Source organism: Chryseobacterium sp. WLY505 (genome assembly GCF_030846215.1).
In the GTDB taxonomy this organism is placed as follows: Bacteria; Bacteroidota; Bacteroidia; order Flavobacteriales; family Weeksellaceae; genus Chryseobacterium.
This window is the reverse complement of the sequence record NZ_JAVCWI010000007.1, coordinates 41,140-68,018: the sequence shown is the minus strand read 5'-3', so window position 1 is coordinate 68,018 and position 26,879 is coordinate 41,140. Positions and strand designations below refer to the sequence as shown.

General features: G+C 36.9%; 26 protein-coding genes. 5 read left to right on the top strand and 21 right to left on the bottom strand.

The features are described 5' to 3' along the window. The first annotated feature begins 46 nt into the window (after positions 1–46). Entirely contained in the window at positions 47–1,441 is a 1,395-nt protein-coding gene (gene fumC, locus RAH34_RS15095) for a class II fumarate hydratase (RefSeq protein WP_306596662.1), read from the top strand. Between the two features lie 75 nt (positions 1,442–1,516). On the opposite strand, the gene RAH34_RS15090 is transcribed toward fumC, so the two are convergent. The 12 genes from RAH34_RS15090 to RAH34_RS15035 all read right to left on the bottom strand — a co-directional run bounded on the left by RAH34_RS15090 (position 1,517) and on the right by RAH34_RS15035 (position 13,801). Further along, entirely contained in the window at positions 1,517–2,557 is a 1,041-nt protein-coding gene (locus RAH34_RS15090) for a porin family protein (RefSeq protein WP_306596661.1), read from the bottom strand. Positions 2,558–2,587: 30 nt separating this feature from the next. After that, positions 2,588–3,202: a hypothetical protein gene (locus tag RAH34_RS15085; protein ID WP_114822082.1), complete on the bottom strand. Its 615-nt coding sequence runs from the start codon at positions 3,200–3,202 to the stop codon at positions 2,588–2,590. After that, the gene (locus RAH34_RS15080) at positions 3,189–3,749 is read right to left on the bottom strand and encodes an RNA polymerase sigma factor (protein WP_306596660.1); all 561 of its coding nucleotides are present in this window, start codon (positions 3,747–3,749) and stop codon (positions 3,189–3,191) included. The genes RAH34_RS15085 and RAH34_RS15080 overlap by 14 nt, the downstream gene beginning before the upstream one ends. A gap of 440 nt (positions 3,750–4,189) precedes the next feature. Then, positions 4,190–5,128 carry a Dyp-type peroxidase gene (locus RAH34_RS15075; RefSeq protein ID WP_306596659.1) on the bottom strand — a complete coding sequence of 313 codons (939 nt, stop codon included), beginning with the start codon at positions 5,126–5,128 and terminating at the stop codon, positions 4,190–4,192. 19 nt (positions 5,129–5,147) lie between these two features. Then, on the bottom strand, positions 5,148–5,864 hold the full coding sequence (locus tag RAH34_RS15070; RefSeq protein WP_114822079.1) for an ABC transporter ATP-binding protein: 717 nt from the start codon (positions 5,862–5,864) through the stop codon (positions 5,148–5,150). Positions 5,865–5,867: 3 nt separating this feature from the next. Then, positions 5,868–7,334 (bottom strand): DUF5687 family protein, encoded by a 1,467-nt coding sequence (locus RAH34_RS15065; protein ID WP_306596658.1) that lies wholly within the window; start codon positions 7,332–7,334, stop codon positions 5,868–5,870. Positions 7,335–7,409: 75 nt separating this feature from the next. Beyond that, positions 7,410–9,059 (bottom strand): DNA repair protein RecN, encoded by a 1,650-nt coding sequence (locus tag RAH34_RS15060; RefSeq protein WP_306596657.1) that lies wholly within the window; start codon positions 9,057–9,059, stop codon positions 7,410–7,412. Between the two features lie 379 nt (positions 9,060–9,438). Continuing rightward, on the bottom strand, positions 9,439–10,344 hold the full coding sequence (locus RAH34_RS15055; protein ID WP_114822076.1) for a DUF4835 family protein: 906 nt from the start codon (positions 10,342–10,344) through the stop codon (positions 9,439–9,441). Positions 10,345–10,380: 36 nt separating this feature from the next. Continuing rightward, on the bottom strand, positions 10,381–11,583 hold the full coding sequence (coaBC, locus tag RAH34_RS15050) for a bifunctional phosphopantothenoylcysteine decarboxylase/phosphopantothenate--cysteine ligase CoaBC (protein WP_306596656.1): 1,203 nt from the start codon (positions 11,581–11,583) through the stop codon (positions 10,381–10,383). Between the two features lie 123 nt (positions 11,584–11,706). After that, on the bottom strand, positions 11,707–12,030 hold the full coding sequence (locus RAH34_RS15045; protein WP_034681463.1) for a DNA-directed RNA polymerase subunit omega: 324 nt from the start codon (positions 12,028–12,030) through the stop codon (positions 11,707–11,709). Positions 12,031–12,072: 42 nt separating this feature from the next. After that, on the bottom strand, positions 12,073–13,068 hold the full coding sequence (locus tag RAH34_RS15040; RefSeq protein WP_114822074.1) for an outer membrane protein assembly factor BamD: 996 nt from the start codon (positions 13,066–13,068) through the stop codon (positions 12,073–12,075). A 103-nt stretch (positions 13,069–13,171) separates the two neighbouring features. Further along, positions 13,172–13,801 carry a TetR/AcrR family transcriptional regulator gene (locus tag RAH34_RS15035; protein WP_034692722.1) on the bottom strand — a complete coding sequence of 210 codons (630 nt, stop codon included), beginning with the start codon at positions 13,799–13,801 and terminating at the stop codon, positions 13,172–13,174. A 96-nt stretch (positions 13,802–13,897) separates the two neighbouring features. On the opposite strand from RAH34_RS15035, the gene RAH34_RS15030 reads away from it, so the two are divergent. The 4 genes from RAH34_RS15030 (at position 13,898) to RAH34_RS15015 (ending at position 16,471) form a co-directional block, all read left to right on the top strand. Beyond that, positions 13,898–14,524 (top strand): TatD family hydrolase, encoded by a 627-nt coding sequence (locus RAH34_RS15030; protein ID WP_306596655.1) that lies wholly within the window; start codon positions 13,898–13,900, stop codon positions 14,522–14,524. Further along, positions 14,517–15,248 (top strand): ThiF family adenylyltransferase, encoded by a 732-nt coding sequence (locus tag RAH34_RS15025; RefSeq protein ID WP_114822071.1) that lies wholly within the window; start codon positions 14,517–14,519, stop codon positions 15,246–15,248. Before RAH34_RS15030 ends, RAH34_RS15025 begins: the two co-directional genes overlap by 8 nt. Next, entirely contained in the window at positions 15,248–15,619 is a 372-nt protein-coding gene (rnpA, locus tag RAH34_RS15020) for a ribonuclease P protein component (RefSeq protein ID WP_114822070.1), read from the top strand. Before RAH34_RS15025 ends, rnpA begins: the two co-directional genes overlap by 1 nt. Before the next feature lie 243 nt (positions 15,620–15,862). Then, a complete protein-coding gene (locus RAH34_RS15015) occupies positions 15,863–16,471 on the top strand; it encodes a DUF4126 domain-containing protein (protein WP_114822069.1) in 609 nt (202 codons plus the stop codon). Positions 16,472–16,511: 40 nt separating this feature from the next. Here RAH34_RS15015 and RAH34_RS15010 read toward each other — a convergent pair whose 3' ends face one another. From RAH34_RS15010 to RAH34_RS14970, 9 genes are all read right to left on the bottom strand, one after another. Beyond that, positions 16,512–18,641, bottom strand: coding sequence for a hypothetical protein (locus tag RAH34_RS15010; protein WP_306596654.1), 2,130 nt, complete (start codon positions 18,639–18,641; stop codon positions 16,512–16,514). Position 18,642: 1 nt separating this feature from the next. Then, positions 18,643–19,194, bottom strand: coding sequence for an LptE family protein (locus RAH34_RS15005; protein ID WP_306596653.1), 552 nt, complete (start codon positions 19,192–19,194; stop codon positions 18,643–18,645). Then, the gene (locus RAH34_RS15000; RefSeq protein ID WP_306596652.1) at positions 19,184–19,888 is read right to left on the bottom strand and encodes a hypothetical protein; all 705 of its coding nucleotides are present in this window, start codon (positions 19,886–19,888) and stop codon (positions 19,184–19,186) included. The genes RAH34_RS15005 and RAH34_RS15000 overlap by 11 nt, the downstream gene beginning before the upstream one ends. Positions 19,889–19,901: 13 nt before the next feature. After that, on the bottom strand, positions 19,902–21,191 hold the full coding sequence (locus RAH34_RS14995) for a sigma-54-dependent Fis family transcriptional regulator (protein WP_306596651.1): 1,290 nt from the start codon (positions 21,189–21,191) through the stop codon (positions 19,902–19,904). A 36-nt stretch (positions 21,192–21,227) separates the two neighbouring features. Further along, a complete protein-coding gene (locus RAH34_RS14990; protein ID WP_306596650.1) occupies positions 21,228–22,025 on the bottom strand; it encodes a tetratricopeptide repeat protein in 798 nt (265 codons plus the stop codon). A gap of 203 nt (positions 22,026–22,228) precedes the next feature. After that, the gene (gene miaB / locus RAH34_RS14985; RefSeq protein WP_306596649.1) at positions 22,229–23,665 is read right to left on the bottom strand and encodes a tRNA (N6-isopentenyl adenosine(37)-C2)-methylthiotransferase MiaB; all 1,437 of its coding nucleotides are present in this window, start codon (positions 23,663–23,665) and stop codon (positions 22,229–22,231) included. Positions 23,666–23,748: 83 nt separating this feature from the next. Further along, entirely contained in the window at positions 23,749–24,474 is a 726-nt protein-coding gene (locus RAH34_RS14980) for an energy transducer TonB (protein ID WP_306596648.1), read from the bottom strand. A 17-nt stretch (positions 24,475–24,491) separates the two neighbouring features. Further along, positions 24,492–24,974: a hypothetical protein gene (locus tag RAH34_RS14975; RefSeq protein ID WP_228412043.1), complete on the bottom strand. Its 483-nt coding sequence runs from the start codon at positions 24,972–24,974 to the stop codon at positions 24,492–24,494. Between the two features lie 136 nt (positions 24,975–25,110). After that, positions 25,111–26,844 (bottom strand): thiamine pyrophosphate-dependent enzyme, encoded by a 1,734-nt coding sequence (locus tag RAH34_RS14970; RefSeq protein WP_306596647.1) that lies wholly within the window; start codon positions 26,842–26,844, stop codon positions 25,111–25,113. Between the last annotated feature and the right edge of the window lie 35 nt (positions 26,845–26,879).

Below are 26,879 nucleotides of genomic sequence, written 5' to 3'. Positions count from 1 at the left end.
AATTTTTATGGCTTGCAGTAAAAAGATCATACAAATTACAACTACTATGAATTACAGAATTGAAAAAGACACCATGGGAGAAGTACAGGTACCTGCAGATAAGCTTTGGGGTGCACAGACGGAACGTTCCAGAAACAATTTTAAAATAGGACCTGAAGGTTCAATGCCACATGAAATTATCGAAGCTTTTGCTTATCTGAAAAAGGCTGCGGCTTACACTAACACTGATCTGGGAGTCCTTTCTGCAGAAAAAAGAGATATGATTGCCAAGGTATGTGATGAAATTCTGGAAGGAAAATTGAATGACCAGTTTCCGTTGGTGATCTGGCAGACAGGTTCCGGAACGCAGTCGAACATGAATGTGAATGAAGTAGTTTCCAACAGAGCTCATGTGAATAACGGAGGGACATTAGGCGAAAAATCTGAAATTCACCCGAATGATGATGTAAATAAATCTCAATCTTCCAATGACACCTATCCTACTGCAATGCACATTGCTGCCTATACGAAAGTAGTAGAAGTAACCATTCCCGCTGTAGAAAAACTAAAAAATACATTGGCTGAAAAGTCAAAAGCTTTCAAAGATGTGGTAAAAATTGGTAGAACCCATTTAATGGATGCTACTCCGCTTACTCTCGGACAGGAATTTTCAGGATATGTGGCTCAGTTAGAATTCGGATTGAGAGCTTTGAAAAATACATTACCTCACCTTTCTGAACTGGCTTTGGGAGGAACTGCTGTAGGTACAGGTTTGAATACTCCGAAAGGTTATGATGTAAAAGTAGCAGAATATATTGCTCAATTTACAAATCATCCTTTCGTTACTGCAGAAAATAAATTTGAAGCCCTTGCTGCACATGATGCGATTGTAGAATCTCACGGAGCATTAAAGCAACTGGCAGTTTCTTTATATAAAATTGCTCAGGACGTAAGATTACTAGCGTCTGGTCCACGTTCCGGAATCGGAGAAATTCATATTCCTGAAAATGAGCCGGGATCTTCTATTATGCCGGGGAAAGTAAATCCTACTCAGAATGAAGCGATGACCATGGTTTGTGCACAGGTTTTAGGAAACGATACGACTATTTCATTTGCAGGAACTCAGGGGAATTATGAACTGAATGTCTTCAAACCGGTGATGGCTTATAATTTCTTACAGTCTGCCCAACTGATTGCTGATGCATGTATTTCCTTCAACGATCATTGTGCGGTAGGTATTGAACCAAATCATGAGAGAATTAAAGAACTGGTAGATAAATCTTTAATGCTTGTAACGGCTTTAAATACTCATATCGGATATGAAAATGCGGCTAAGATTGCAAAAACAGCCCATAAAAACGGGACAACATTAAAAGAAGAAGCTATTAATCTTGGCTTGTTGACTGCTGAACAGTTTGACGAATGGGTAAAACCTGAAGATATGGTAGGAAGTTTAAAATAATGATTCTATAACTGATACAACGCAAAAACTCCGGGAATAGTTCCCGGAGTTTTTCATTTTACTGTCAAAATGTATTTAATCTAATCCAATGGCCAAGCCAAATATCAGTGCTTTATCATTTTTGAAATAACTGTCTTTAAAGAAATTGCTGAAATCTTTTTTAACAAACACGCTGAAACTGTTGTACGAAAATGTAATCTGTGCTCCATATACAAAAGGATTCACCTGATAGTTTCCGCGGTCTCTGGTTTCACCGTCATTTCCTTTTACAATATTGTTGGTAGACATTTTTACCCCTCCATACACATTGGCTCCAATTTTAAAGCCTGTATAATAACTTCTGTACTGGATATCCATTCCGGCATTTTTAAGTTTGGAGAAATTATACTGCATCCCAAGGGGAACCATGATATATCCGGTTCTCAGTTTGCTTTTATCAAGGTTTCCGTTGTATTGTGCCAAAGCGACTCCCTGATCTGCACTTCTTGTAAACAGCATATTATTATCTGCCCGTACCGTTCTCCAGGAGAATCCTAGTCCTGAAGTAATTGCCCACGGACTTGTTCTGCTAAGCTGATAGTTCAGTTTCAGGCCAAACTCCAGATTATTGGCGTATCCAATGTTTTTATCCAGGACATTATCGGGTTCACTGTTTGTAAGTGTCATGATTCCATAAGAGAAATATCCTGTAAAACTTCTGCTGGGACGGAATTTTTTCAATAGTTTTTCTTTAAGCTCTTCTTTTGAGGTCACATCGGTATTCAAAAGAGAATATCTTACCTGCTTTTGAATAACATCATCCAGATCAAATCCAAGTTCCTCAATTCTTTTATCCATTTTCTCCGAATAACGGTCTGCAATCTGAGCTTTTTCTCTGTCGAAATCTGCTTTATCAAGGTTTCTGGCCTGTAAAACGACCAATTCATCTTCCATCAGCTTTTTTTCTTCCTGAATGATGGTATTGATCTTTGCAGCATATTCTTCTACTTTTTCTTTTACAATAGGGCTTACCTCTGTATCTTTTTTAGAAGACAGGTTAATATTGAATGTCTTTTGTGCATAGAATGATGCTGAAAAAGAGCACAGCAATCCCATTACGATTAATTTCTTGATCATATTATTAATTTTTAAATTTTTACGGATAAATTATCTGGCATTCAAATCAATAGTAGTAGCCACATTACTTCCATCCTTTGTTTTTTCGATAACATCTTTATGCTCTACTGAGAAAAGAAGTGTGGATGGGTCTACATATTTTTTCTTTTTAACCGGAGTTTTTATAGAATCGGCTTTTGCCATGAGTTTAGGATTAGAAATCTGAGGAAATTCCGGTTTTTTCAGGGGAAGAGTTTCTTTAGGAATTAATGTATTCTGATGTGCAGCCATTGGAGAAATAACTTCTGTTTTATCCTGAGAAAGAGTTTGCCTTACTTCCTTTTTATCAATATTTTCAACGGCCAGCGGAATTGTATTCTGTACCGGACCTTTTACAATTTCTTTTTCCGCAGCTTTTTTTTCTGTTTGTTTTACCATTTTCGGTTGAGCCTCCGAAGACTGGTTAAGAAAGTACAGAACACTTCCCAAGCTGAATGTCAACATCAAACATGCTGCTACTAAAAACCAGTTCCTCTTTGATTTGGAACGGTGATCATTGTTATTCTTAAGCTCAATTTCGGACCACAGATCCCGTGATGGAACAATTTCTCTTTCCTCAATCTGCTTTTTGATCTGAAATTCAATAGTATCTTTAGACGTTTTCATTTTTCACTTTTTTTTGTCGTTGAAAGTAGATCTTTCTTAATTTTTCTTTTGCTCTGAACAGCTGTGTTTTGCTGACAGCCACTGAAATCTGCAAAGTATCCGCAATTTCCTGATGAGAATATTCTTCCAGCACATACAGGTTAAAAACCATTCTATAGGCATCAGGAAGCTGATCCAAAAGCTCTTGTGCATTAAAATCACAATCAATCTCTGCCTCATGGATATCTTCATGAAAAGATGGATTAATTTCGTCCAGATAGAAAACAGTTTTATGACTCTTGATAAAATTCAGGCATTCATTTACAACAATTCTTCTTGCCCAGCTTTCCAGGTTCGACTCTCCTCTGAAGCTTTCTATGTGCTTAAAAATTTTACAAAATGCTTTAATGAGACAATCTTCGGCCTGATACAAATCGCTCACATAGCTTTTACTTACACTCAGAAATTTCCTGACATTCTGTTCATAGAAAATCTTCTGTGCAGCGGGATCCTGTTTCTTCAGGAGGCTTAACAAATCATTTTTTTTATTTCCGAAGAGGAGTTTCATGTTTATGCTGTTTCTATACTAAAGACAATCAAAACAAAAAAAGGTTACAACATTTAAAAAAAATTTATTTTTTGTGCTTGACTAGTCCTAAATAATCGTTACAGATTAATAATATAAAAATATTAATATTTACGCTATGAATTAACAGGTCGCTCCTCCGGAGCTCTAATTTTAAAAAAAATACATTCCATTAACAGTCAGCTCCCATTAGAGCTAAATTTGATCCCGTCGGGATCAACTGTTAGTAGAAAAAATGAAATCCCCATAAAATAAAGCTCCGGAGGAGCGACCTGTTAATTCTATTTAAATTTTATCAAACAAGAATGGTTTTTTATATAAAGTGTCAGATCTAAAGTTGATTCAAGATATTTATATGACTCTCAAACTCATCTAATCGGACGCATAAAAAAAGACTGCCTTGAATGAGGCAGCCTTACATTTTATCCTGAGAATTCATCAAGCATATTTCTGGTAGGAACAAAGAAAAGTGTTCCGGTAACTGCTGTACTGAAATCTAAAATTCTGTCATAATTTCCCGGAGGATCACCAATAAACATATTCGTCAACATTTTTTTTGTGGTGGAAAATGTACTTGAATAGGCAATAAAGTAAGTTCCAAACTCATTGGTAGAAGGATTCCCAAAAGGCATGTTATCTCTGACGATTTTCAATTCTTCTCCATTCTCGCCTTCGATATTGGCTAAGGCAATGTGTGAATTTGAAGGTTTCACATCATCAGACATTTCAATATCACTTTCTTTTGATCTTCCAATTACTTTCTCCTGATCTTCTGTTGACAAACTCTTCCAGGCATCCATATTGTGAAGGTATTTCTGAACAAAAAGGTAACTTCCTCCTTTATACTGAGGGTCTTCATCACCTATTTTACCAAAATAATCACGGTCGTCTCCATGAGGATTTTCCGTTCCGTCTACAAAACCAAGAATAGAGCGTGCATCCCAATATTTAAATCCATGAACCTCCAGAATACTTACGGCCACTGAACTTAATAATCGGGAGATCTCGACAGCCATATCAAAAATCAGGCTTTTATTATCTGCTCTCAGATGAAAATGAAGATCTCCGGTAGTAGCAACAGCGGTATGCTTTATTCCCTTTATTTCTTCAAAATTGACTAATTCTTTAGGCGGAGGCTTTGGCAGCTCCAGTTTAAGCCATGCCTCTGCTCCAATTCCCATGACACAACTTGCTCTGCTGTCCGGAAAACGGTTAAACACCGAATTATTAAGATTTAACACCAATGCGCATAATTCCTGAAAAACATTTTTCAGCTGTGGACTGTCATTAAGCTTCCAGACCATAAAAATAGTATTGCTATTTGGATAATCTGTTACATTCTGTGATTCTGTCGTATTCATACCTCTGTTTTTTGAGGTATTAAATATCCGAAACAGAAACCTGATCTGCAAAATATTGTTCCAGATCTTTCAATGTTTCCGGATTGGTCTGAATATCTTTTACCAGAAGTCCTTTGTTTACCACCACGATTCTGTTGCAGACTTCTGTGGTATGGGAAAGATCGTGGCTGGAAATAAGGAAAGTAACACCATCCTGTTTTGATAATTCCTTGATCAGGTTTTTAAGTTTGATCTGGGTAGAGGGATCGAGGTTGGCAAAAGGCTCATCCAGAATAATAATTTCGGGATTCCCGATGATAGCTCCCACAATTCCCACTTTTTTCTGATTTCCTTTTGAAAGATCACGGACATACTTTCCGGATTTTAGGATTTCACCATTGAAAAAATCATGAAAGGGTTTCAGGAATTCATCAACTGACGATTTGTTCTGACCTCTTAACTCGCCTAAGAAATAAAAATATTCCTCCGGAGTAAGATATCCAATGAGAAAGGTATCATCTACAAATGCTGATACTTTATTTTTCCAGGCTTCAGATTCATTGACTTTAATACCATCAATGCTTACAAATCCCGTTGTCGCCTGAATTAAATCCAGCATCAGGCTGAAAAGGGTTGTTTTTCCTGCTCCGTTATTTCCTACAAGGCCAAATGTTTCCCCTTTAGGAATGTCAAGATGTTCGATATTAAGAACCGTTGCTGTACCGTATGTTTTTGATAGATTATGTATATTGATCATGGCTTAATTAATTTTTTTAAATGCATCCAATGTGCTGTATTTCTCTCTTTTATATTGTTTTACAATGATATCGAAGATTTTCTCTCTCAGAAAAAAGCCGATAATTCCTATAATTGCAATACTTATCACTCCACCGGTAATTCCCCATAGATATTTTGTCAGGGCAAATACTCCCATTGGAAGAAGCATTTTAGGAATCAACAGAAGCATTGACGCTAAACTGAAACTTCCTTTTTGTCCCATTCTTTTCTCTTTTGAATTCAGGTCAATCTGATTTTTATTGAAAGCTCCGGACCACAGCGTAAATTGAGAGTTAACCCCTATATTGTATAATCCTGCTGCAAAGAATGTGATGTAGATCTCCCAGCCAAAATAGGCATAACAGAGAGCAATAATCACAGAAGCAGCTGTTACAATATTCATCAGCCACCATTTCGCTTTCAGATATTCTTTGTAAGGAACGTTCAGGGTCATCATCAATGGAAAATAGGAACTGTCAAATGCAGGTACCCGCTGCCCAAACAGAAACTGAAAACCTCCTGTTACAAAAAGTCCCATAATCATCATCATTGCAGGAGTTTTGTAGAGAGACGAGCTAAACATCAGCAATCCATAGAACAGAAACATAAAGCTTCCAAACAAAATTCCTTTGGTTACTTTATTTCGTCTCAGCATTCTGATATCATTATTGATAAATGCTCCGATAACACCGTATCTATTCAGGAAAGCAATATTTTCTGTTTTCCCGACTGTTTTCTTGGCTTCAAGCCCCTGATCAAGATAAAATTCATTGCGAAGGTAGCGGAAACATACCCACCAAAGTATTACAAACAGTAGAACAGGAATCAGTGCAAAGTAAGGTTTTTCATAAAAGCTGAAGAAAACCGACTCAGAATAAGATAAAACCGGAACAATATTATAATACGCCAGCGCTCCTATACCCAAAAAGCATACTCCTATGATAACTGCCAGGGTTTCTTTCCCGTTGAAGAAAATATTGATAAAATTATTCATGTAAAGCAGTGAAACCGCCCCTGTAAGCCATAACAATACTCCTGGAATGCTGTATCCATTGAATAACGCAATGAGTGAAAATGTAATAAAGAATAAAGAACTCAGCCAACTGAATGCTGAAAGAAATGTCTTAGCCAGCATATAATTGACCAATGTATTCTTCCTGATATTCATGGTAAGAAACGGCTTAATATTCTGTGTAGGAATTTCCTGCCAGAGATATTTAATAACAAGATCAATAATCCAGGCAACGATCATAAATTTTGAAACCACCTTTAAAGGATCCTGGCGCATTTCCTCCTGAATGTAGAAAAAGGCGATAAATGCTCCTCCTAAAAGGGATCCAATAAAGTAAAGGATTCCTATAAAACGGAGGATTTTCATGGTCAGATTGATCCCTAAAGATGTACCACGGAAAAAGCTTTTGATTTCAAGCCTAAGGAACTTTAGAAACATATGTTAGTTTTTTACATTAGTCAATATAATGTAAAATATGTTACAAGTTTTTAAGAAAAAAGTGGATTTATTTAATTATCCAATAAGCTCTTTTGCCTGCGCCAAGGCTGCTTCCGTAATTTTACTTCCGGAAAGTAACTGAGCGATTTCGTTCAGTTTTTCCTCACTGCTTAATGGAATAATGGTAGATTGTGTTCTGCCGGAAATGTCTTGTTTTACAACCTTATAATTATCATTTCCTTTAGCTGCCACCTGTGCAAGGTGGGAAATCACGATCAACTGCATGTCTTCAGACATTTCTCTCATCAGGTTTCCTATTTCTTCAGCTACTTTTCCTGAAACTCCGGTATCAATTTCGTCCAGAATAAGGGTTGGCAGTTCATCGCTTTCTGCAATAATTTTCTTTACAGCAAGCATTACTCTTGATCTTTCTCCTCCGGAAATAGCAGTCTGAATCGGTTTTAAAGGGAAGCCTGAATTGGCCTGAAACAACAATTGGATATTTTCTTTTCCAAAATGGTTAAACTCATCAGCATCCTGTAATTCTATATCTACCTTTGCTTTTTCAAGTCCTAGTTTCTTGAGAAGACTTTCTGCTTTTTTGATGAAAACAGGAACATTCTTATGTCTGTTCTTTGAAAGTTTTGAAGCAAGGCTCAGAAGTGTTTTTTCTTTTTGAGAGATATTCTCTTCTGTTTCCTCAATCTGTAATTCGAGATCTGAAGCTCCTTTTTGATCTCCGGCCAGCTGATTTCTGATCTCAATCAGTTCATCAAGATCTGAAACATTATGTTTAAGGAATAAAGCGTTGATTTTATTGTTAAGATCGGTAAGGTATATCAGATTTTCAGGATTGATTTCAACTCTTTCCGCTTCATGTTCCAGCTCAGAGATGATGTCTTTAAGCTCTACAAAAGAGGTTTCCAGCCTTGAATCAAGTTCAGCAAAACTGGTAGAAACTTCGGAGATTTTCGAAAGTTTACTGGTCGCTTCATTAAAGAACGACAGAATTCCTATTTCCTCCTGATGAAACCTAGATAGAATCTGGCCTACATTTTCGGAAATCATTCCTGCATTTTCCTGAATGGAAAGTTGGTTCTGAACATCCTCAAAATCAACATCGTCAAGCTTCAGCTCTTCCAGTTCGTTGAGTAAAAATTCTTTATAATCGCTTTCTTTATTAGATTCCGAAAGTTGGGTTTTTAATTTTTTCAACAATAACTTCAGCGTTTGAAATTCAGAAAACTCCTGCTGATAATCTTCAATGATTTTTTTATTCTCAGAAAGGCCGTCAATAATTTTAAACTGATATTCTGAGGTAAAAAGATTAGATGTTTCAAATTGGGAATGGATATCAATCAGTTGTGAGGAAAGCTCTCTAAGGACATCTAATGTTACCGGCACATCGTTGATAAATGCACGGGATTTCCCTGAGGGAAGTATTTCTCTTCGGATAATAGTCTGAAGTTCATAGTCCAGATCATTCTCAATAAAGAATTTCTTAAACTGATTGTTGAGCGAAAACTCGGTTTCCACCACACTTTTCTCTTCAGCTTTGGCGATTGATTTTACATCTGCTCTTTCGCCTAAAATAAGCCGAAGAGCGCCTAGGATAATAGATTTCCCTGCCCCCGTTTCACCGGTAATAACCTGTAAACCATTTTTCAACGATACTTCAAGGGTATCAATCAGGGCAAAGTTTTTAATGTAAATTCTCGAAAGCATTGATAATCCGGGTTATAATCCAATTTGAGTTTGAACTGTAAAAATAAGTTTTTTTTTCATTCTTGTCCGACTAAATTAAAGCATAATTACCACATCGCTCCTCTGAGCTTTTTTATGGGGATTTCATTTTCTCCTGCTAACAGCAGATCCCGATGGGATCAAATCCAGCTCCTGTGGGAGCTGACTGTTAATAGGACGTATTTGTTTTAAAAGTATAGCTCCGTAGGAGCAACCTGTTAATTCATGTAATCAGACCTTGATATTTTCAAATGTATGAATACTTTTTATCGGACAGTAATGCTTCTTATTGAAGCAAGAAAATGTTTTTTGATAATCCTTTAATAATCAGACGGCCATCTCTCAGCTTATCCACCAATTTTTAGACTTTCCATTTATTCCATTTATTCTCTATATTCTTTGGTGAGAGGATGATCATTGTTTGTTTAAGATCATTAAGAATCAGCCCTCCATTATTTCCGGAATTGAAAATATTAAAAATCTCATCGCTTTTAGTATCCATGAAGAGGTTAAAGAAAAATGCCTGCTGGAAATTATTTTCGTACATTTTTAATTGCATCAGGGCATCAAAAATAACTTTTTTCCCGGCAGTCTGATCCTGGTTGAAAAGGTTGTCTAATCCTGCTCTATGATAAGTATAAATGGTAGAACGTAACTGGCTCCAGTTAGGATTCATAATCTCGTTAATCAAAATAGATCGGCTTCTTGGTTCATTGATGGTATTCCAGCCCTCATAGTTTCTGTTTTGGGAATTCTGGGCAATCTGCTGCGCTTTTGCATACCACTGTGATCCTCCCAGAGACTGGAAACTATCCGCATCCAGACCCAAAACAACATAAATATAGAAACTGATCACATCGGTAAGATTCTTTCCGGAGAATTGTCTTTCATTAAAAATAAGACTCTCATTTTCAATATATTCAAAAGCAAACCTTTGATCCTGAAGATTAATTAAAGGAGATTCGTAGGTCGTATTGTACACAGGTCGTACTGCCTGAATCACAATAGATCCCTTGAATTTATTAACATCTCTTTCCGCAATAACAATAGAAAAAGCACATTTTATTTTTTCAAAATTCTGAAGTCTTTTACCTGTCCAGCTGGTATTATTGATAAAATCCCTGAGACTTTTCTCCAACGCTTTATAGGCCTGCTGGTTACTTCCTCCCAGCTGATTGGAGTTTACCTGCACTGTTGCCAGCAGCTCCTGAGAAAAACTTTGGGTATATAGAAAAAACAGAAAAAATAAACTTATAATTTTTTTCATTGTCTATTAAAAATTGAGAACGGAAATTTATTAAAATTATTTTAAAAGTTGAGACTCAACAAAATTGAGAATATCTTTTGCTACATCATCCTTGGATTTCAGATTGAATTCCTTCTTCTCTGTTTTGGTAAATATCTTGATTTTATTGGTATCATTTTTAAAACCGGCTCCTTCATCGCGTAGAGAATTGAGAACAATCATATCCAGATTTTTCTTTTCCAGCTTTCCCTTCGCATTTTCTTCTTCATTCTGGGTTTCCAGCGCAAATCCTACCAAAAACTGATGGGTTTTCTTTTCTCCCATAGTTTTAAGAATATCCGGATTTTTAACCAATTCTATCGTGAGGTTTTCATCATTCTTTTTGATTTTTTCCTTCGCAACTTCTTTGGGAGCATAGTCTGCTACTGCAGCACTGGCAATTCCTATGTCTATGCTGTCGTAAAATTCAAATACTTTTGTCAGCATTTCTTTGGCTGAAGTCACTTTATGAAGTTCAACGTTCGGATCATTGATGGTTTGAAAACTCGGTCCTGATATAAGAATTACTTTGGCTCCTCTTTTTGAAGCTTCTTCTGCAAGAGAGAATCCCATTTTTCCAGATGAATGATTTCCGATGAATCTTACCGGATCTATAGCTTCATAGGTAGGTCCGGCAGTAATTAATACCGTTTTTCCTTCAAGGCTTCGGGGATTGTTTGAATTAAAATAATGTTCAACATCATTAAAAATTGTTGCCGGCTCTGCCATTCTTCCCTGTCCGATCAGTCCGCTGGCCAGCTCTCCGTTTTCTGCAGGAATAATCCTATGTCCAAAGCTTTCAGCCAGCTCCAGATTTTTTCTTGTAGAAGGGTGTGCATACATATCAAGATCCATGGCAGGCGCAACGAATACAGGACATTTTGCAGACATATAGGTGGCAATAACAAGGTTATCACACATTCCGTGAACCATTTTTGACAGTGTATTGGCTGTACATGGGGCAACGATCATCACATCCGCCCAAAGCGCCATTTCCACATGACTGTTCCACGTTCCGTTATCACTATAAAAATCCGAATACACCGGTTTTTTGGATAAGGTAGACAGACTTAGTTTCGTTACAAAGTTTTCTGCATCAGGAGTCATTATAACCTGTACTTCGGCACCTTTCTTCACAAAGTCTCTGATCAGAAAGTGGATTTTGTAAGCCGCGATTCCTCCAGAGACAGCGATAAGTATCTTTTTACCGGAAACACTCATTTAGTTCTAATTTTTTGAAATACTAAAGTACTTATTTTTTCCCACACAATGAGGCTTTAAAACAACAAAGGTCATAAAAGAAGTGAATTCCTTTATGACCTTGATTTATTAAAATACAGAAGATTACTTTCTCTCTTCTGTTTTTCTGAAATAAACATCTTCGTTTAACCATTCTTCAATAGCAATTGAAGTTGGTTTTGGAAGCTTTTCGTAATGTTTAGAGATCTCAATTTGTTCTCTGTTTTCGAAAACCTCTTCTAATGTAGAATTGTGAACGGCAAATTCATCCAATTTGTTGTGAAGTTCCGTACGGATCTCCGCATTGATCTGCTCTGCTCTCTTTCCCATGATAACAATAGCTTCATAGATTGAACCTACTTTATCTTCAATCTTATCTTTGTCGTAAGTAATAGTATTTACTTCTGCTTTTGTATCTTTTACACTCATTTTGAGAAAATTATTTTTATTTTAAGATGGCAAATTTACGAATTATCTTTGAATTTTGAAAGTCGCCGCAGGAGGAGGTGTCTTAAGTGCTGCACTGTCCCTCTGTAACTGCATTGCTTTCTTTTCGTTGCTGATCTGATCTTTGATTTGCTGCTCAGTTTTATCTTTATCTGCCAGTTTTTCAGCTTCTTTTTTCTGTCTGGCAGTTAAAGCCGCCATTCTTGCCTCCGTTTGTTTTTTAACAACTACGAAGTTCTGTTTTTCTTTTTCCAGCTTTTCTCTAAGATCTACCGCTGTTTTAGAATATTCTGTGTTGGGAAGTTCTTTCTCTACAACCTTTGTATAGGTAAGTGCACTCTCAATACGCTCATCTTTAAGATTATATATGGATTTCATCGCTAATTCATAACGTGATTTCATGATATAGTCATAAATTTTAGAACGAAGTTTTGTACTTGGAAAATCTTCCAAAACATTTTCAAATGCTACAGTTGCTGCTTTATATTCACCCATTTTGTAGTATTGTCTTCCATTCTCATAAGCTTTAAATTCAAGCTTATAGGACAATTCATCAATTAACTGGCTGATATTTTTAGATCTTTCAGAGTTGGGATAATTATTCAGGAATTCCTGAAGTTCATTGATGGCCAATTCTGTACTTGACTGATCCAGGTTATAATCCATTGACCCTTCATAGTAGCATAATGCAGACATATAAGCTGCTTCTTCTGCTCTCGGATCTTTAGGGAAACTGACTGCGAAATTTTTAAACTGATGCCCTGCCAGTTTATAACTTTTGTCATAATAGTTGGCATAAGCTGTGTTGAAACCTACGTTAGGAAAATCATCTGTTCCTGCCACAAGATTGGCAAGCCTGTCGTAAAGAGCCAATGCATTTTTCCACTTTTTCTTAGCAAAATTTTCATTAGCTGCTTTTAAGATAAATTCTTTATCAGCACTTCTCATTGCTCTTTCCTGCTGGCTTACACAAGAAGTAACCACCGCTACAGCAAAAAGACCTAAAATATATTTTTTCATATATAAAATTCAACAGTTTTCGGATTATACAGCCGATTTACTAATTTGCAAAAATATAACTTTTTTGCCAATAGATTTTTTTTTATGAATATTTAACGTAATTTTAGTCTGCAGCGTATCCCAAAATCGCAAAAACACTTAATAAAAGATTCATTCTCACCTTTTTTTCCGCTTCTTTGGCATAGGTTTCCTCATTTTTGCTCGGAACATAGAGCTCATAGAAATTTTTATTCCTTATAACAAATAAAGTAGACCCGATGATCATGGTAAGAATGTCTTCAGGTTTGGGTGTAAAAGTGAAAACTCCTGATGCAACACCTTTTTTTATGACTTCATCCAGTTTTTTCACAAATAACTGATAGAAATCCAGCAGTTCATCTTTCAGATTCTCTGTATGGCGGAGTTCCTGGGTCACAAAACCATGGAAATAATTATACTTGAAAAGCTGAGAAACGATATACTTTATCATTTCCCGCAATTGCATTTCAGGCTTACCTTCCTTGATGGTATCTGCAAATTCTGAAAAATTCTCTCTGGTTTTCAGTACTCTGTACTGATAGAGATAAGACATCATTTTCTCTTTAGAACCGAAGTAATAAGAGATCATGGCGACGTTGATATTTGCTTTAGAACAAATATCCCTTACAGAAGTTCCCTCATATCCTTTCTTCGCGATAAGCTCTTCTGCAATATCCAGTATGTGAATCTGTTTTTCTGTAAATTTTTTTTTCATGAAGTGTACTTTGAGTAAAGTTAAGAAATTTTTAACACATTTATAAACGATCGTTTAATAATTTTAAATTAATTCTGAAAATACTTACTTTTGAATATGGAATTTTTTGATTTTCATCATCATAAGAACTATATAATAAACGGGATTTACAATCTGAACAAAGAAGAAAATCCGCCCGGCATCCCTTATTCTATTGGAATTCATCCGCAGGATATTGATGTTAACAATCTTGAACAGCAATTTTCATGGATGAAAAATATGATGTTTCAAAACTGCTTTGCTATTGGTGAATGCGGCTTGGATTCTCTGGTTTCTGTTGATCAGAAAATTCAGGAAGAAGTTTTTTTAAGACAGATTAAAATAGCAAATGAGGTAAAAAAACCTATGATCATTCATTGTGTGAGAAAATTTTATGAGGTGATTTCATTTAAAAAGAAGGCCGAACAGCCTATGATTATTCATGGTTTTAATAAAAAACGTCAAATTGCTGAAGACCTTCTTGCCAATAATTTTTACCTGAGTTTTGGAAAAGCTGTTTTGTATAATTTATCTTTGCAGGATATTTTGAAAAACACTCCACTCAATAAAATCTTTTTGGAAACTGACAATGAAGACTTTAACATCGAAGAATTGTACCTTAAAGTTTCCGAAATAAAAGAAATGTCTCTGGAGCAACTTAATGAACAAATTTTAGAAAATTTACACAGAATAAAAAATGGATAAATACTGGCTGGAAAGAACTGAACTTTTGATAAAAGAAGATGGATTGGATAAGCTGATCAAAGCCAATGTGCTTGTAGTAGGCTTAGGCGGAGTAGGTTCTTTTGCCGCAGAATTTCTTGCAAGAGCCGGCGTAGGAAATATGACTATTGTAGATGGTGATACGGTAGATATTACGAACATCAACAGACAGCTTCCTGCTTTGCATTCTACTGTTGGAAAACATAAAGTAGAGGTTGTCGCTGAAAGGCTTCTTGATATCAATCCTGAACTTCAATTAATCAAAATAAACGAGTTTCTGAATCCGGAAAGAATGGATGAAGTCCTTGATTCAGGAAAGTTTGACTATGTCCTTGACTGTATCGACAGTGTTACGCCAAAAATCTGTTTAATAAAAGCTGCCAGAAGAAGAAAAATCAAGATTGTAAGTTCTATGGGTGCGGGAGGAAAAATAGATCCGAGTATGGTAATGGTAAGAGATATCAGCAAAACCCACAATTGTTTCCTAGCCAAACAGGTGAGAAAAAGGCTGAAGAAAGAAAAAATCAATAAAGGGATCAGGTGTGTATTCTCCAATGAAATTCAGAAGGAAGAAAGTCTTAAAATGACCGATGGAAGTAACTTCAAAAAGTCTTTCTATGGCACCATTAGTTTTATTCCAGCTATTTTTGGTCTGTACGCTGCTGCTGAAGTAATTAATCATTTAGTGAAAAAGACAAAAGATTAATGCAGAACTTTACTTATCCAAGAGCAGAAAAGCTCAAAAAAAACACAGAGATCAGTTTGCTTTTTGAAAAAGGCAAATGGAGAACGAGTGGAAATCTTAGAATCATTATTCTGAAAGACAAACCCAACCTTCCGATAGAAGCTCCAAGGTTTGGAGTTTCTGTTTCCAAAAGATATTTCAAAAGAGCCGTCCACAGAAATCGTATCAAAAGATTACTGAGAGAATGCTATCGTCTGAATAAAGATCTTTTCAGGCAAGCCTTTGGAGAAAAAACGATGGCGATGCTCTTTTGGGTTTCTCCTGAGATGCCTCCGAAATTTCAGGATGTAGAGGCTCAGTTTATAAAGCTTTGTGAAGCTCAGAAAAAGTAATTTTTTTCCTTAAAATAAAAAGATCTGTGAGGCATTTTCTTAAAGATCTTTTCATTTTCCATAGATCGCAAGATTGTCACAGATAAGTAGATATAAAATATTTTTTACTCCACAACAAATCACGCATTGTAAAGCTCAAAACCTCGTACCCGCATCGCGTATCTGGAGCTTCGAAATCAACAACACTTCAAATATCATATAGTTTTTGTATTTTTAGGGAAAACAATAAATCTGAAAATTAATATGTTAGACAATATTCCCTACTTTTCTTATATAATCAGTGCATTTATTGGTATCGGATTGGCAGCGGCTACAGGCTTCCGGGTATTTCTTCCCATGTTTATGGTAAGTCTTGCGTCTTACTTCAACTGGATTCCTATGAATGAGCATTTTGAATGGCTTGCGGGACTTCCTACGCTTATTACCACGGGAATAGCAACTATTATTGAGATCCTCGCTTATTATATCCCTTTCGTTGATCATTTACTCGATACGGTTTCCATCCCTATGGCAACTGTTGCCGGCTCCCTATTATTTGCCAGTCAGTTTGCTGATCTTGGAACTTTCCCGCAATGGGCTTTGGCATTAATTGCCGGTGGGGGTACAGCAGCTACGATCAGCTCTGGATTTGCAGGAATAAGGGCCGCTTCTACTGCGACGACCGGAGGTCTGGGAAATTCAATGGTTGGAACAACCGAGACAGCAGGGGCAGGTATTATGTCTGTTCTCGCAATGGCTGCACCGGTTATTGCAGCAATATTTACCATCATCACATTAATTGTGGTTATTGTATTTGGGCGAAAAGCCTGGAAAAAATTAAGAAGTAACAAAGGTACTTCTCAGAAATTATAAAATAAAAAGGTACTGATTTTGAACAGTACCTTTTTTATTTTTAATTTTTACTTCTGAAGTCTTTAATATCCTGAATTTTGGATTCAAAATATTCTTTTTTCTCCGGACTCTTTTTGATAAGTATTTCAAACGCTTTTATGGCCTTTGTATAAAGTTTCTGTTCAAAATAAAGATTAGCCAATGTCTCTGTCATCAGATGCGAGATATCATCATTCTTTTCTTTTACCACATATGTACTTTCTTCTTTTAACTGACTGATTCTAGGATTATTTTCAATAAAGGTTTCTATAGCCTTTTCTTTAATTTCTGATTTTTCCTTTTCAACCTCCTCTGTTCTGTCAATCTTAAGCCAGCTCTGCCATGTATTGATAAAACCCGGAACATTGCTGTCTATGGTCGATTGAGTCGTATTTTTCATAGGAACCTCCTGTACTTTTTCCACAGGTTCTTCTTTCTTTTCTTCCTGCTTTTCTTCAACCTTAAGGGTAGAAATATCTGTTCCAAAGAAGGAAACATTCATGACAGGAACATCTTCTTTTATAGTTTCAGTAAAAGCCTTTCCTTCTTCAACAGATTCAGAAAGATTTTTTTCAGCTTCAGAAGTTTCTTTCTCCAGCGGCTGAATATCTTCCTGAGCAGCTTCCGCAATAATTTCAGGGGCCTCAACTGAATTTGGCTCTTCAGTGATCACTTCCGGTTCTTTAACAAGAGCTGACTCTACTGCCGGAGATTGTATTTCAGGAGATAATGACTGTTCAGATTTACTGATTAAAGAATCGGGCATATTGGATTCCACACTCATTGGTTTCCATACAGCCTGGACTTCAGGAGCTTTTTCTTCTGTTTTTTCTGCAGCTTCCGCATTAGCTTCTTCTACCGGAGATTGGTCTTCAACAACTTCTTCCTGTACTGGCTCTTCTTTTACTTCTTCAGGTTTATCATCACTTGTCGACCAGAAATGGAAGCTTTGAGTATCAGCGAAGCTGATTTCATGATCTTCAACGTTTTCGGGTTCTATTTCTTCCTCTTGCGGAACAAGTTTAGTTTCCTTCATTTTTTTCTCAACCTCTTCAATCAGGCGTCTCATTTCCTCCTCGTGCTTATTGACATTCGGTTGGGAAATTTCAGCAGGCTCCGCTATCTCCTCGCTGTTAGTCTGGATTTTAACGTCCGGCATAAACGATTCTGTTCCGTGGAAGCTGACTTCCGCATCAGATAATTCTACAGAAGACAACTCTTGATCACCATTTCCATCTTCTTTTTGGATAGAAATCTGATCTTTATCGATGATCGTTTCTGGAGTAAAGCTTTCTCCGGCCTCCTCTTCTGCTTCAGCTTTTATTTCTTCGTGGTGAACAGATTCTTCCCCGGAAACCAATTTTTCTTCATGAGCTGCTTCTGCAGGATCTTCTGCTGTTGCCTCATTATTTATTTCCGGTACTAAAGGTGCTACTTCATGGAAGCTTGTATTTTGTTCTTCTTCAATCTTTTCTTCCTCATTTTCTGAAGAAATCTGATCTTCGTGAATGATAGTTTCCGGTGTAAAGTTCTCTCCGTCATTCTTCTCAGCTTCAACTTGTCCGGATTCTACTTTCTCCTGAACCGGTTCTTCAGCTATAGGCTCAGTCTTCTGGGTTACCAGAGTTCCGGATTCAAGGGTAGATTCAATATCTATGGTCTCGGAATTTTCTTCATCCAGGAAGTTTTCTTCTCCTTCAAATAAAATTCTGTTTCGTTCACCGTTTACATAAATGTGCTTCACATCCTGTAAAGTGGGTAAAATACAGGTATTCTCTTTTTCCTCTGATGGTCTTTCCAAAGAAATCTCTTCTTCTCTTTTGATAGGGAAAGATTTGGCTTTCGGGATTAATTGAGCTGGTTTTTCAATTGTTTTAGAGATTTTTTTCTCTTCAACAACCTCTGATTTGAGCTCTTGTTTGATCTTTCCATTGATCAGCTGATATAAAATCTTTTTATCAGTAGTATATGCTGCTGTAGTAGAAAGCTCTTTCTGATAGTTTTCTTTTTCGTACAGGTGCACACCATACAAGTGAAGTGCCCTGATATTCTGAATATAAGGAAAAGTGTGAATCTCTTCTTTCAAAAGACCAAGGTCTTCTAACTGAATATTTTTCGGATTTTTTATTAATTCTAAAACTCTCGGATTCATCTTACCAATTCGCTACAATGTCGTTAAATATCTTATTAATAATTCTATCTGTTACCAGTTTTACCTGCTGGTCTTCGATCTGACTTAGGGATACATCACTGTTGAAAGCTGCTTCGTCAGAATACGTTCTGTCAAAGCTTGCATCCGGGTGGATTTTATTTTCATAATGTACCTTTACTGTAATCGTAAGTTTATTCTGCGCCTGCTGAATCACTCCACCGGAAGGGTTGGTCTGGGTATTGGAACTGATTGTGGTAGGGGTAATGGAATAGTCTGTAATTTCTCCTTCTATCAGGATATCCGGATTTTCTTTTGTTCCTTTCAAAGTGGTTCTCTGAAGGAATCTGTTTTGTATTGCAGTAGAAAACTGTTGTGATAACGCCGGGTTTACAAGAGGTGCATTATTGGGAAATTCATTTATCTGAACTGTTTTCTCGTCTGTAAGGGACGATCCCGTAAAGCTGTAGCATGAATTTAAAACTCCCAGCAATGCAAAAAGCATTCCCGTGAACAGTGATTGTTTCAAGCTGATATTGTTAATTTTAAAGTTCATTTTTAGATCCGATTTCAATAATTTCATCATACTCAATCTGTTGAATAGCATCTTCATAAGCAAAATAGTTTGCCGTGTATAAGAACGGTAAGGTAAGAAAAATTCCTATCCCGCAGGCAATAATACCAATCTGAGCCAATATACTTACTACCAATGAGAAAAGAAAAATTGACAACAAATTTCCTTTAGTCATTATCTTTGAAATATTCCAAGCTTCTTTTATTTCTTTGATTCCTTTAAGACTGATTAACGGAATGATGTAAAAGCCTTTTAGTACAAAATAATATATAGCTGCTATTATTAAAAATACATAGGGAAACACAAATAATGCAACCATTGGATTAGGTTCATCCCTTCCCGAAATTGAACCTGATATACCCAGGACAGCAAATAAAGGAATGTAAAGCAGTAAAACACCACCAAAAACAATTAACTGCAGCATAAAATAAGGCATGAAGTCTTTAAAATCAAAAATATCTCCGGGACTTGCAGGCTGGTTTCTGTTCAGCCTTTGAAGGTATTTGTATAAATTACCCATTGCTAATAATCCGCAGAATGGAATAATAGACATGATAAAGCATACTAAAAATGCTATAAAAATATTCCCGAAATCTTTCTTTAAAAGTTCGAAACCTTTGTTTATATATTCTCCGAGTTTAAAATTGATCGGCTTAGGTGTTAAATTGACTTTCATTATTTATGTTTTGTTAATCTTCCAGGTTATATTGTTTTATTTTTCTGTATAAAGTTCTTTGTGAAATTCCCAGCTCATCTGCAGCTCTGTTTCTACGTCCTTTATGCTTCTCCAAAGCCTTGATAATCAAATCTTTTTCATTGTTCTGAAGAGAAAGAGATTCTGGCCTGTTTTCCTCAATTTCGATATCTTCAATATCTTCATAGCTGTCCTCAGGTGTCGAAATAATTGTAGGAGTCTGAACTGCCGGCGTATCATTATTATTTTCAAAATATAACATTGATCCGGAATTCACCTGCGGCTGACTATCAGAAGTATAAATCCTGTTGATCAGGTTTTTCTCATGGTTGCTCAGATCTGCTGTTCCTCTGTTCTTGATCAGTTCCGAAGTTAAGGATTTTAAATCATTAATATCATTCCTCATATCGAACAGAATTTTATACATGATTTCCCTTTCATTTCCGAAATCGCTCTGCTTAGGCGTGCTTTGTGTATTGACCACCATTGGAAGGTGTGTTTCCATAGGAATATATTCGGCAAGCTTCTCAGCAGTGATATTTCTGTTCCTTTCCACAACGGTCATCTGCTCTACTAAGTTTCTTAGCTGGCGGACGTTCCCCGGGAAAGAATAACTTTCAATGTAATGAACAGCACTCTGCTCCAGTTCCAGTTCCGGCATTCTGTATTTTTCTGCAAAGTCTATCGCAAATTTTCTGAATAGCAAATGGATATCTCCTTTTCTTTCTCTCAAAGGCGGCATATCAATCTGAACGGTATTCAAACGGTAATACAAATCCTCACGGAATCTTCCATCATGGATGGCTTTCATCATATTAACGTTGGTAGCGGCCACAATTCTCACATTGGTTTTCTGCACCTGCGAAGAACCTACTTTCATAAATTCACCACTTTCCAGCACTCTTAAAAGACGAACCTGAGTCTGCAGAGGAAGTTCTCCCACCTCATCCAAAAAGATGGTTCCGCCGTCTGCTACTTCAAAATATCCTTTTCTTGTCGCTGTAGCTCCTGTAAAAGCTCCTTTTTCGTGTCCGAACAATTCAGAGTCTATAGTTCCTTCCGGAATCGCTCCACAGTTTACGACGATATAAGGCTGATGTTTTCTTCTGGATTCTGAATGAATGATTTTCGGAATAAATTCTTTTCCTACCCCACTTTCTCCAATCACAAGTACAGAGATATCTGTAGGTGCCACCTGGATAGATTTTTCGAGGGCACGATTGAGTGCAGGAAAGTTTCCGATAATTCCGAAACGGTTTTTTATGTTTTGTAGCTCGTTGCTCATAAGTAAATTTTTGATTATTGACTGAATGTTAATCTTCTACAGCGCTTCAATTTCTTTTCTGTAGACTTTGTTAAAGTGATGAGTGTAGACATCTTTCATAGTCTTTCCTTCATCATACGTTTGCAGGGCTAACATTTTTAAATCCAAATAATCTTTGTTTCTGATCTTAGAAACTTTACTTTTAAAGTATATATTCTCGGCAAAGTCGTACTCTTTGCTTTGTTTTTCAAAATTTTCCAGGGCTCTGTCATATCTTCCCAGCTCGAAATAGGTAACTCCCAGCTGATAATGATCGAACATTCCCTTCACATAACCTCTGGTAGCCAAAAGTCTTTCTATAATCCCAGCCGCTTTTTCTTTCTGTCCCAAAGCACTGTAGGACATAGCTCTTACTATGTCCAGATTATAGTCTCCGTCCTGAGATCTTCCTAAGTCTCCGGGCTCATATTTTTTTAATCCTTCTAAATCCTGAATGGCTCCTTTATAGTCTCTTAAGAACTGAAACTTTGTCCGGCCCCGGTAGCTAAGGTGCATTTTGGGATTTAAAGCAACGGCTTTATCAATTAGAATCTTCCAGGTTACAAAATCTCCTTTTTTAAGAAATGGAATGGCTTTTTCCATGTAACCATGGGAAAAATCGGGACGTAGCTCTAAGGCATTAGCAAAGCCTTCCTGAGATTCTGCAAAACCTTGTAAATCTGAAGCCCAGTTGTATAACTCACACGCTTTTTTACAGTTCTCACCCTCTACTGCATTACAGCTGACCTGTGCAATAGTATTGGTGTAAACGATAAGTAACAAAAAGCTAAGGTAATACCTCTGAAACTTTTCCATTTTTAATTTTATAGGTTAAATACTGATAGTAAACTACTTGTAAACCTTCTATCTCTTTCAGACCTGGGCTTATATACCATAATCTGAACAGTACTGTCTTTCCTTCACAATTTACTAAAAATCTTACGGTAATATACCCGTTGATCTTTTTTTAAGAATATATATTTTCTTTTTTTAAGTTTTTCAGTGATGGTAACTTAATTTTATTCCGCTGTTCTCCCTAAAAGTGTGCCTTGTGTATTGTCATACACAAAAACGTTCACAATGTCACCTATTTTCTGTCCTTCCAGTTTATCAAAGACACATACCGCATTCTGAGAGTTTCTTCCTTTCCATTGATTTTTGTTCTTCTTGGAAATACCTTCAATCAGAATCTGATGCTCTCTTCCTACATAGGATTTCATTCTTTGTTTTGAAAGCTCACCCTGAAGTGCAATAACTTCAGCAAGACGTCTCTGCTTCACATCAGCCGGAATATTGTCTTCCATTTTCTTGTGAGCCGGAGTCCCCGGTCTTTCAGAGTAGGCAAACATATAACCGTAGTCATATTCTACTTCTCTCATCAGGCTTAAAGTATCCTGGTGATCTTCTTCAGATTCATTACAGAATCCAACAATCATATCCTGAGAGAATGCTACTTCCGGAACAATTTCTTTTGCTTTTCTGATCAGATCAAGATATTCTTCGCGGGTATGCTGTCTGTTCATCGCTTCAAGCATATTATTGCTTCCGCTTTGTACAGGAAGGTGAACATATTTACAGATATTGTCATACTTTGCCATCATTTTGAATACATCCAGACTCATATCCTGCGGATTTGAGGTAGAGAATCGGATTCTCAGTTCCGGAACGGCTTTAGCCACTAAATCAAGAAGCTGAGCAAAATTAACGGCTGTTGCTTTCTGCATTTCAGAAGCTTTGGCAAAGTCTTTTTTAGGTCCTCCTCCATACCAAAGGTAGGAATCTACGTTTTGCCCTAAAAGGGTAATTTCTTTATATCCGTTGTTGGCAAGATCTTTACATTCTTCAATAATAGAGTGTGGATCACGGCTTCTTTCTCTTCCTCTGGTAAAAGGAACCACACAGAATGTACACATATTATCGCAACCTCTGGTAATGGTAACAAATGCGGTAACACCGTTTCCTCCTAAACGAACAGGGTTGATATCTGCATATGTTTCTTCTTTGGAAAGAATTACGTTGATCGCATCTCTTCCATCATCGGTTTCTTTTAAAAGGTTCGGCAAGTCTCTGTAGGCATCCGGGCCAACAACAAGGTCAACCAATTGTTCTTCTTCTAAGAACTTGGTTTTCAATCTTTCTGCCATACATCCCAGAACTCCTACCGTCATATTCGGTCTTTCTTTTTTCAGATTTTTGAACTGAGAAAGACGCATTCTTACAGTCTGCTCTGCTTTTTCACGGATGGAACAGGTATTTAAAAGAATCAGGTCAGCTTCTTCAACTTTCATTGTTGTATTATAGCCCTGTTCATTAAGAATGGATGCAACAATCTCAGAGTCAGAGAAGTTCATCTGACAACCATAGCTTTCTAAAAACAGCTTTTTAGAGTTCTCCGGTCTTTCTGCAATAGCAAAAGCTTCGCCCTGTTTTGTTTCGTCTATATATTTTTCCTGCACGATAATCGATTTAAGGTTCGCAATTTTAAATTACGAACGAATAAGTTTGCAAAGATACAAAATATTGTGACAGAATGTCAGGATTATCTTTCAGTAAATGTTATTGAAAACTGTACCGGAAATGAAATCCTTTCCACAATCGGAATATCTTTATAAAAAGCTGGTATCCAGGTCTTTTTCATCCTTGCGAGAGTCCGCATAAAATCAGTATTAAAATTTTGATTGTAAACTTCAGGATAAACTCTGGGATTAATAATATGACCGTCTTTGCTGATATAAAATTCCAGATTTACCTTTCCGTTAAGCTGATAATCTGAAAAAATCGTCATAAAATTATCATGAAATAAAGTATGAAAAACTTTCGATCCTTCAGGGTATTTGGTATGCGCTACAAATTTATTGGCATCATAACCCGGCTGGTAATTACTCATTACATCTTTTGGATATAAAATAAACTCGGTAATAGCCCCAATTTTCCAGCCTTTGGCTTCAGCCGGCTTCCATTTCTTAAGGTTTTTAAGAAGCTCCCTGGACATATTGTATGCACATTTGTTCCTTGCAATATTAGCCGTATCAGAATCTTTGATGAATTTAACTTCAGCTTTTTCTGTTACAATAATTCTTGGCTGATAAATCTCTTTTTCATCACACTCCTTAAATTTATTATTAACAAGATATTCATGAACATCTTTGTAAAAATTAACCATTCCTCCTTCATAAAAGCTTTGTTTCTCCGGATATTCATCAAGTATCTGCGCTTTATACAGAGAGACAAAAGCCAGAAAAAATAAAAAAAAAGTATTTTTCATTATTGTGTTTGTATTATTTAATCAATATCCACGGACATTGAAGAGAAGTTCATTTTAACTTTAATCTGTGAAGCTACAGGCTGTCCGCCACAAGATGCCGGAGTCCAGTTTTTCTTTATTCTTCTTACCACATATTGCATATCATCAAAAAAAACTTCACTGTTCTGTACTTTAGGCATTCCTTTCACATCTACTACTTTTCCTTTAGCATCAAGCACTAAGGTAAATGTAAAATCTCCGGTCAAAGCATAGAAATCTGAATTCAGGTAGGCATACATATATTTGTTGAGAATTTCTTTATAGGCCACGACACCTCCTTCGAAAGCAGCAGGTTTAAAATCATTACATTTTACAGCCACCTGCATAAAAGGTTCTTTGATGTCTATTTTCAGAACATTTTTATTGCTCTCCCTGATGAAAGAATCATCGCGGTCTTCCTGATCCTGCGCCAATGAAAAATTCATTACACATAAGGCTAAAAATAAAAGTACCGTTCTCATAATCTTGTTTACTAATAATAAACAAAGGTAAATATTTAGCTTATTTATAAAAAACAAAACTTCACGCAAAGCATGAAGTTTTATAATTTAAATATTGTGAATTCAAGGCAGGTTTTAAAATTATTGCACCTTAATCCTATAGCAGACCCTTAATGTGTTTATAATTGCTTTTGACGGTTTCAAAAACCTCATCCATTTTCCCTCCCAGCATCAGCTGTGCCATAGATTTGCTCATTCCCATGATCTGGTCAAATTCAATCTTGGGAGGAAGAGCCAGCGCATTGGGATTGGTGAAAATATTCAGAAGATAAGGCCCGTCATGATCCAGACATTCTTTGATAGCACCTTCTACTTCTTCGGGAAGATGAACGTTTTTTCCGGGATAGCCCATTGCATGTGCTACCATAGCAAAATCCGGATTAATCATATCTGTTTCATTGTCGGGCATTCCACCAACCTCCATTTCCAGTTTTACCATTCCTAACGTTCTGTTGTTGAAAACAATCAGTTTCACAGGGAGTTTATACTGAAAAATAGTAGCCATATCCCCTAAAAGCATAGACAATCCTCCGTCACCACATAGAGCAATTACCTGTTTCTCAGGATGCGCTAAAGCTGCCCCGATAGCCATTGGCATCGCATTCGCCATTGATCCGTGGTTAAACGATCCCAGCATTTTCCTTTCGCCTGTTCCTGTAATAAATCTTGCTCCCCAAACGCAGCACATTCCGGTATCTACGGTAAAAATAGCATCATGTTTAGCAAGTTTGTCTAAAGTGTGGGCCACATATTCCGGCTGAATAGCATTCTCTTTTCCAGAATCTTTTACATATTCCAACTGGCTTTCTTTCACTTTATCATAAAATGCCAGCTGCTCGTTCAGGAAATGAACATCAGTTTTTTCGTCAAGTAAAGGTAATAATGCTTTAATGGTTTCTTTGACATCTCCGGCAAGTCCTAGCTCGAGTTTTGCTCTTCTTCCTAATCTTTCAGGACTTTCATCAATCTGGACTATTTTATTTTTTACAGGCATGAATTTCTGATAAGGAAAATCCGTTCCCAGGAGAATAACGAGATCAGCTTCATGCATAGCGTGATAGGCTGAAGGAAATCCTAACAGCCCTGTAAGTCCCACTTCATTTGGGTTATTGGGGTGAATAGCCATTTTTCCCCTAAATGAATATCCTACAGGTGCTTTTAACAGATTGGACAAAGCAATCACTTCATCGCGTGCTTCAGCGGCACCTATTCCGCAATAGATTGTTACTTTTTTACTGTTATTTATTAATGTTGACAAGCTTTTCAACTCGTCATCCGAAGGTCTTATGACAGGATTGGTTTTAAAAATCTGGGTGGAGGTAGAGCCTTCTTCGGCATCTAATTCAGAAACATCTCCCGGTAGGCCTATCACCGCAACTCCTTTTTTGGAGATCGCATGTTGGATAGCCGTTTGCACAGTTCTCTGCACCTGCTCCGGCCGGGTAATCATTTGATTATAGTAACTACAGTCGTCAAACAGTTTTATCGTATTGGTTTCCTGAAAGTAGTCCATTCCCATTTCATCACTGGGAATCGTTGAAGCAATCACCAGCATTGGAACATGAGAGCGATGTGCTTCATACACTCCATTGATGAGATGAACATGTCCGGGACCGCAGCTTCCGGCACATACTGCCAACCCATCAAGCTCAGCCTCCGCAGCGGCAGCATAAGCTCCTACTTCTTCGTGTCTTACATGAATCCATTGAATACTGCTTTTTTTGACCGCAATATTCAGATGGTTAAGACTGTCGCCGGTTACTGCATAAATTCTTTTCACATTGGCATTTTCGAGCATTTCAACAATCTGCTCTGCTATGTTTTTCGCCATAATTAGTCTGTTTTGGTGGTTGTTTTTGGTGAAAA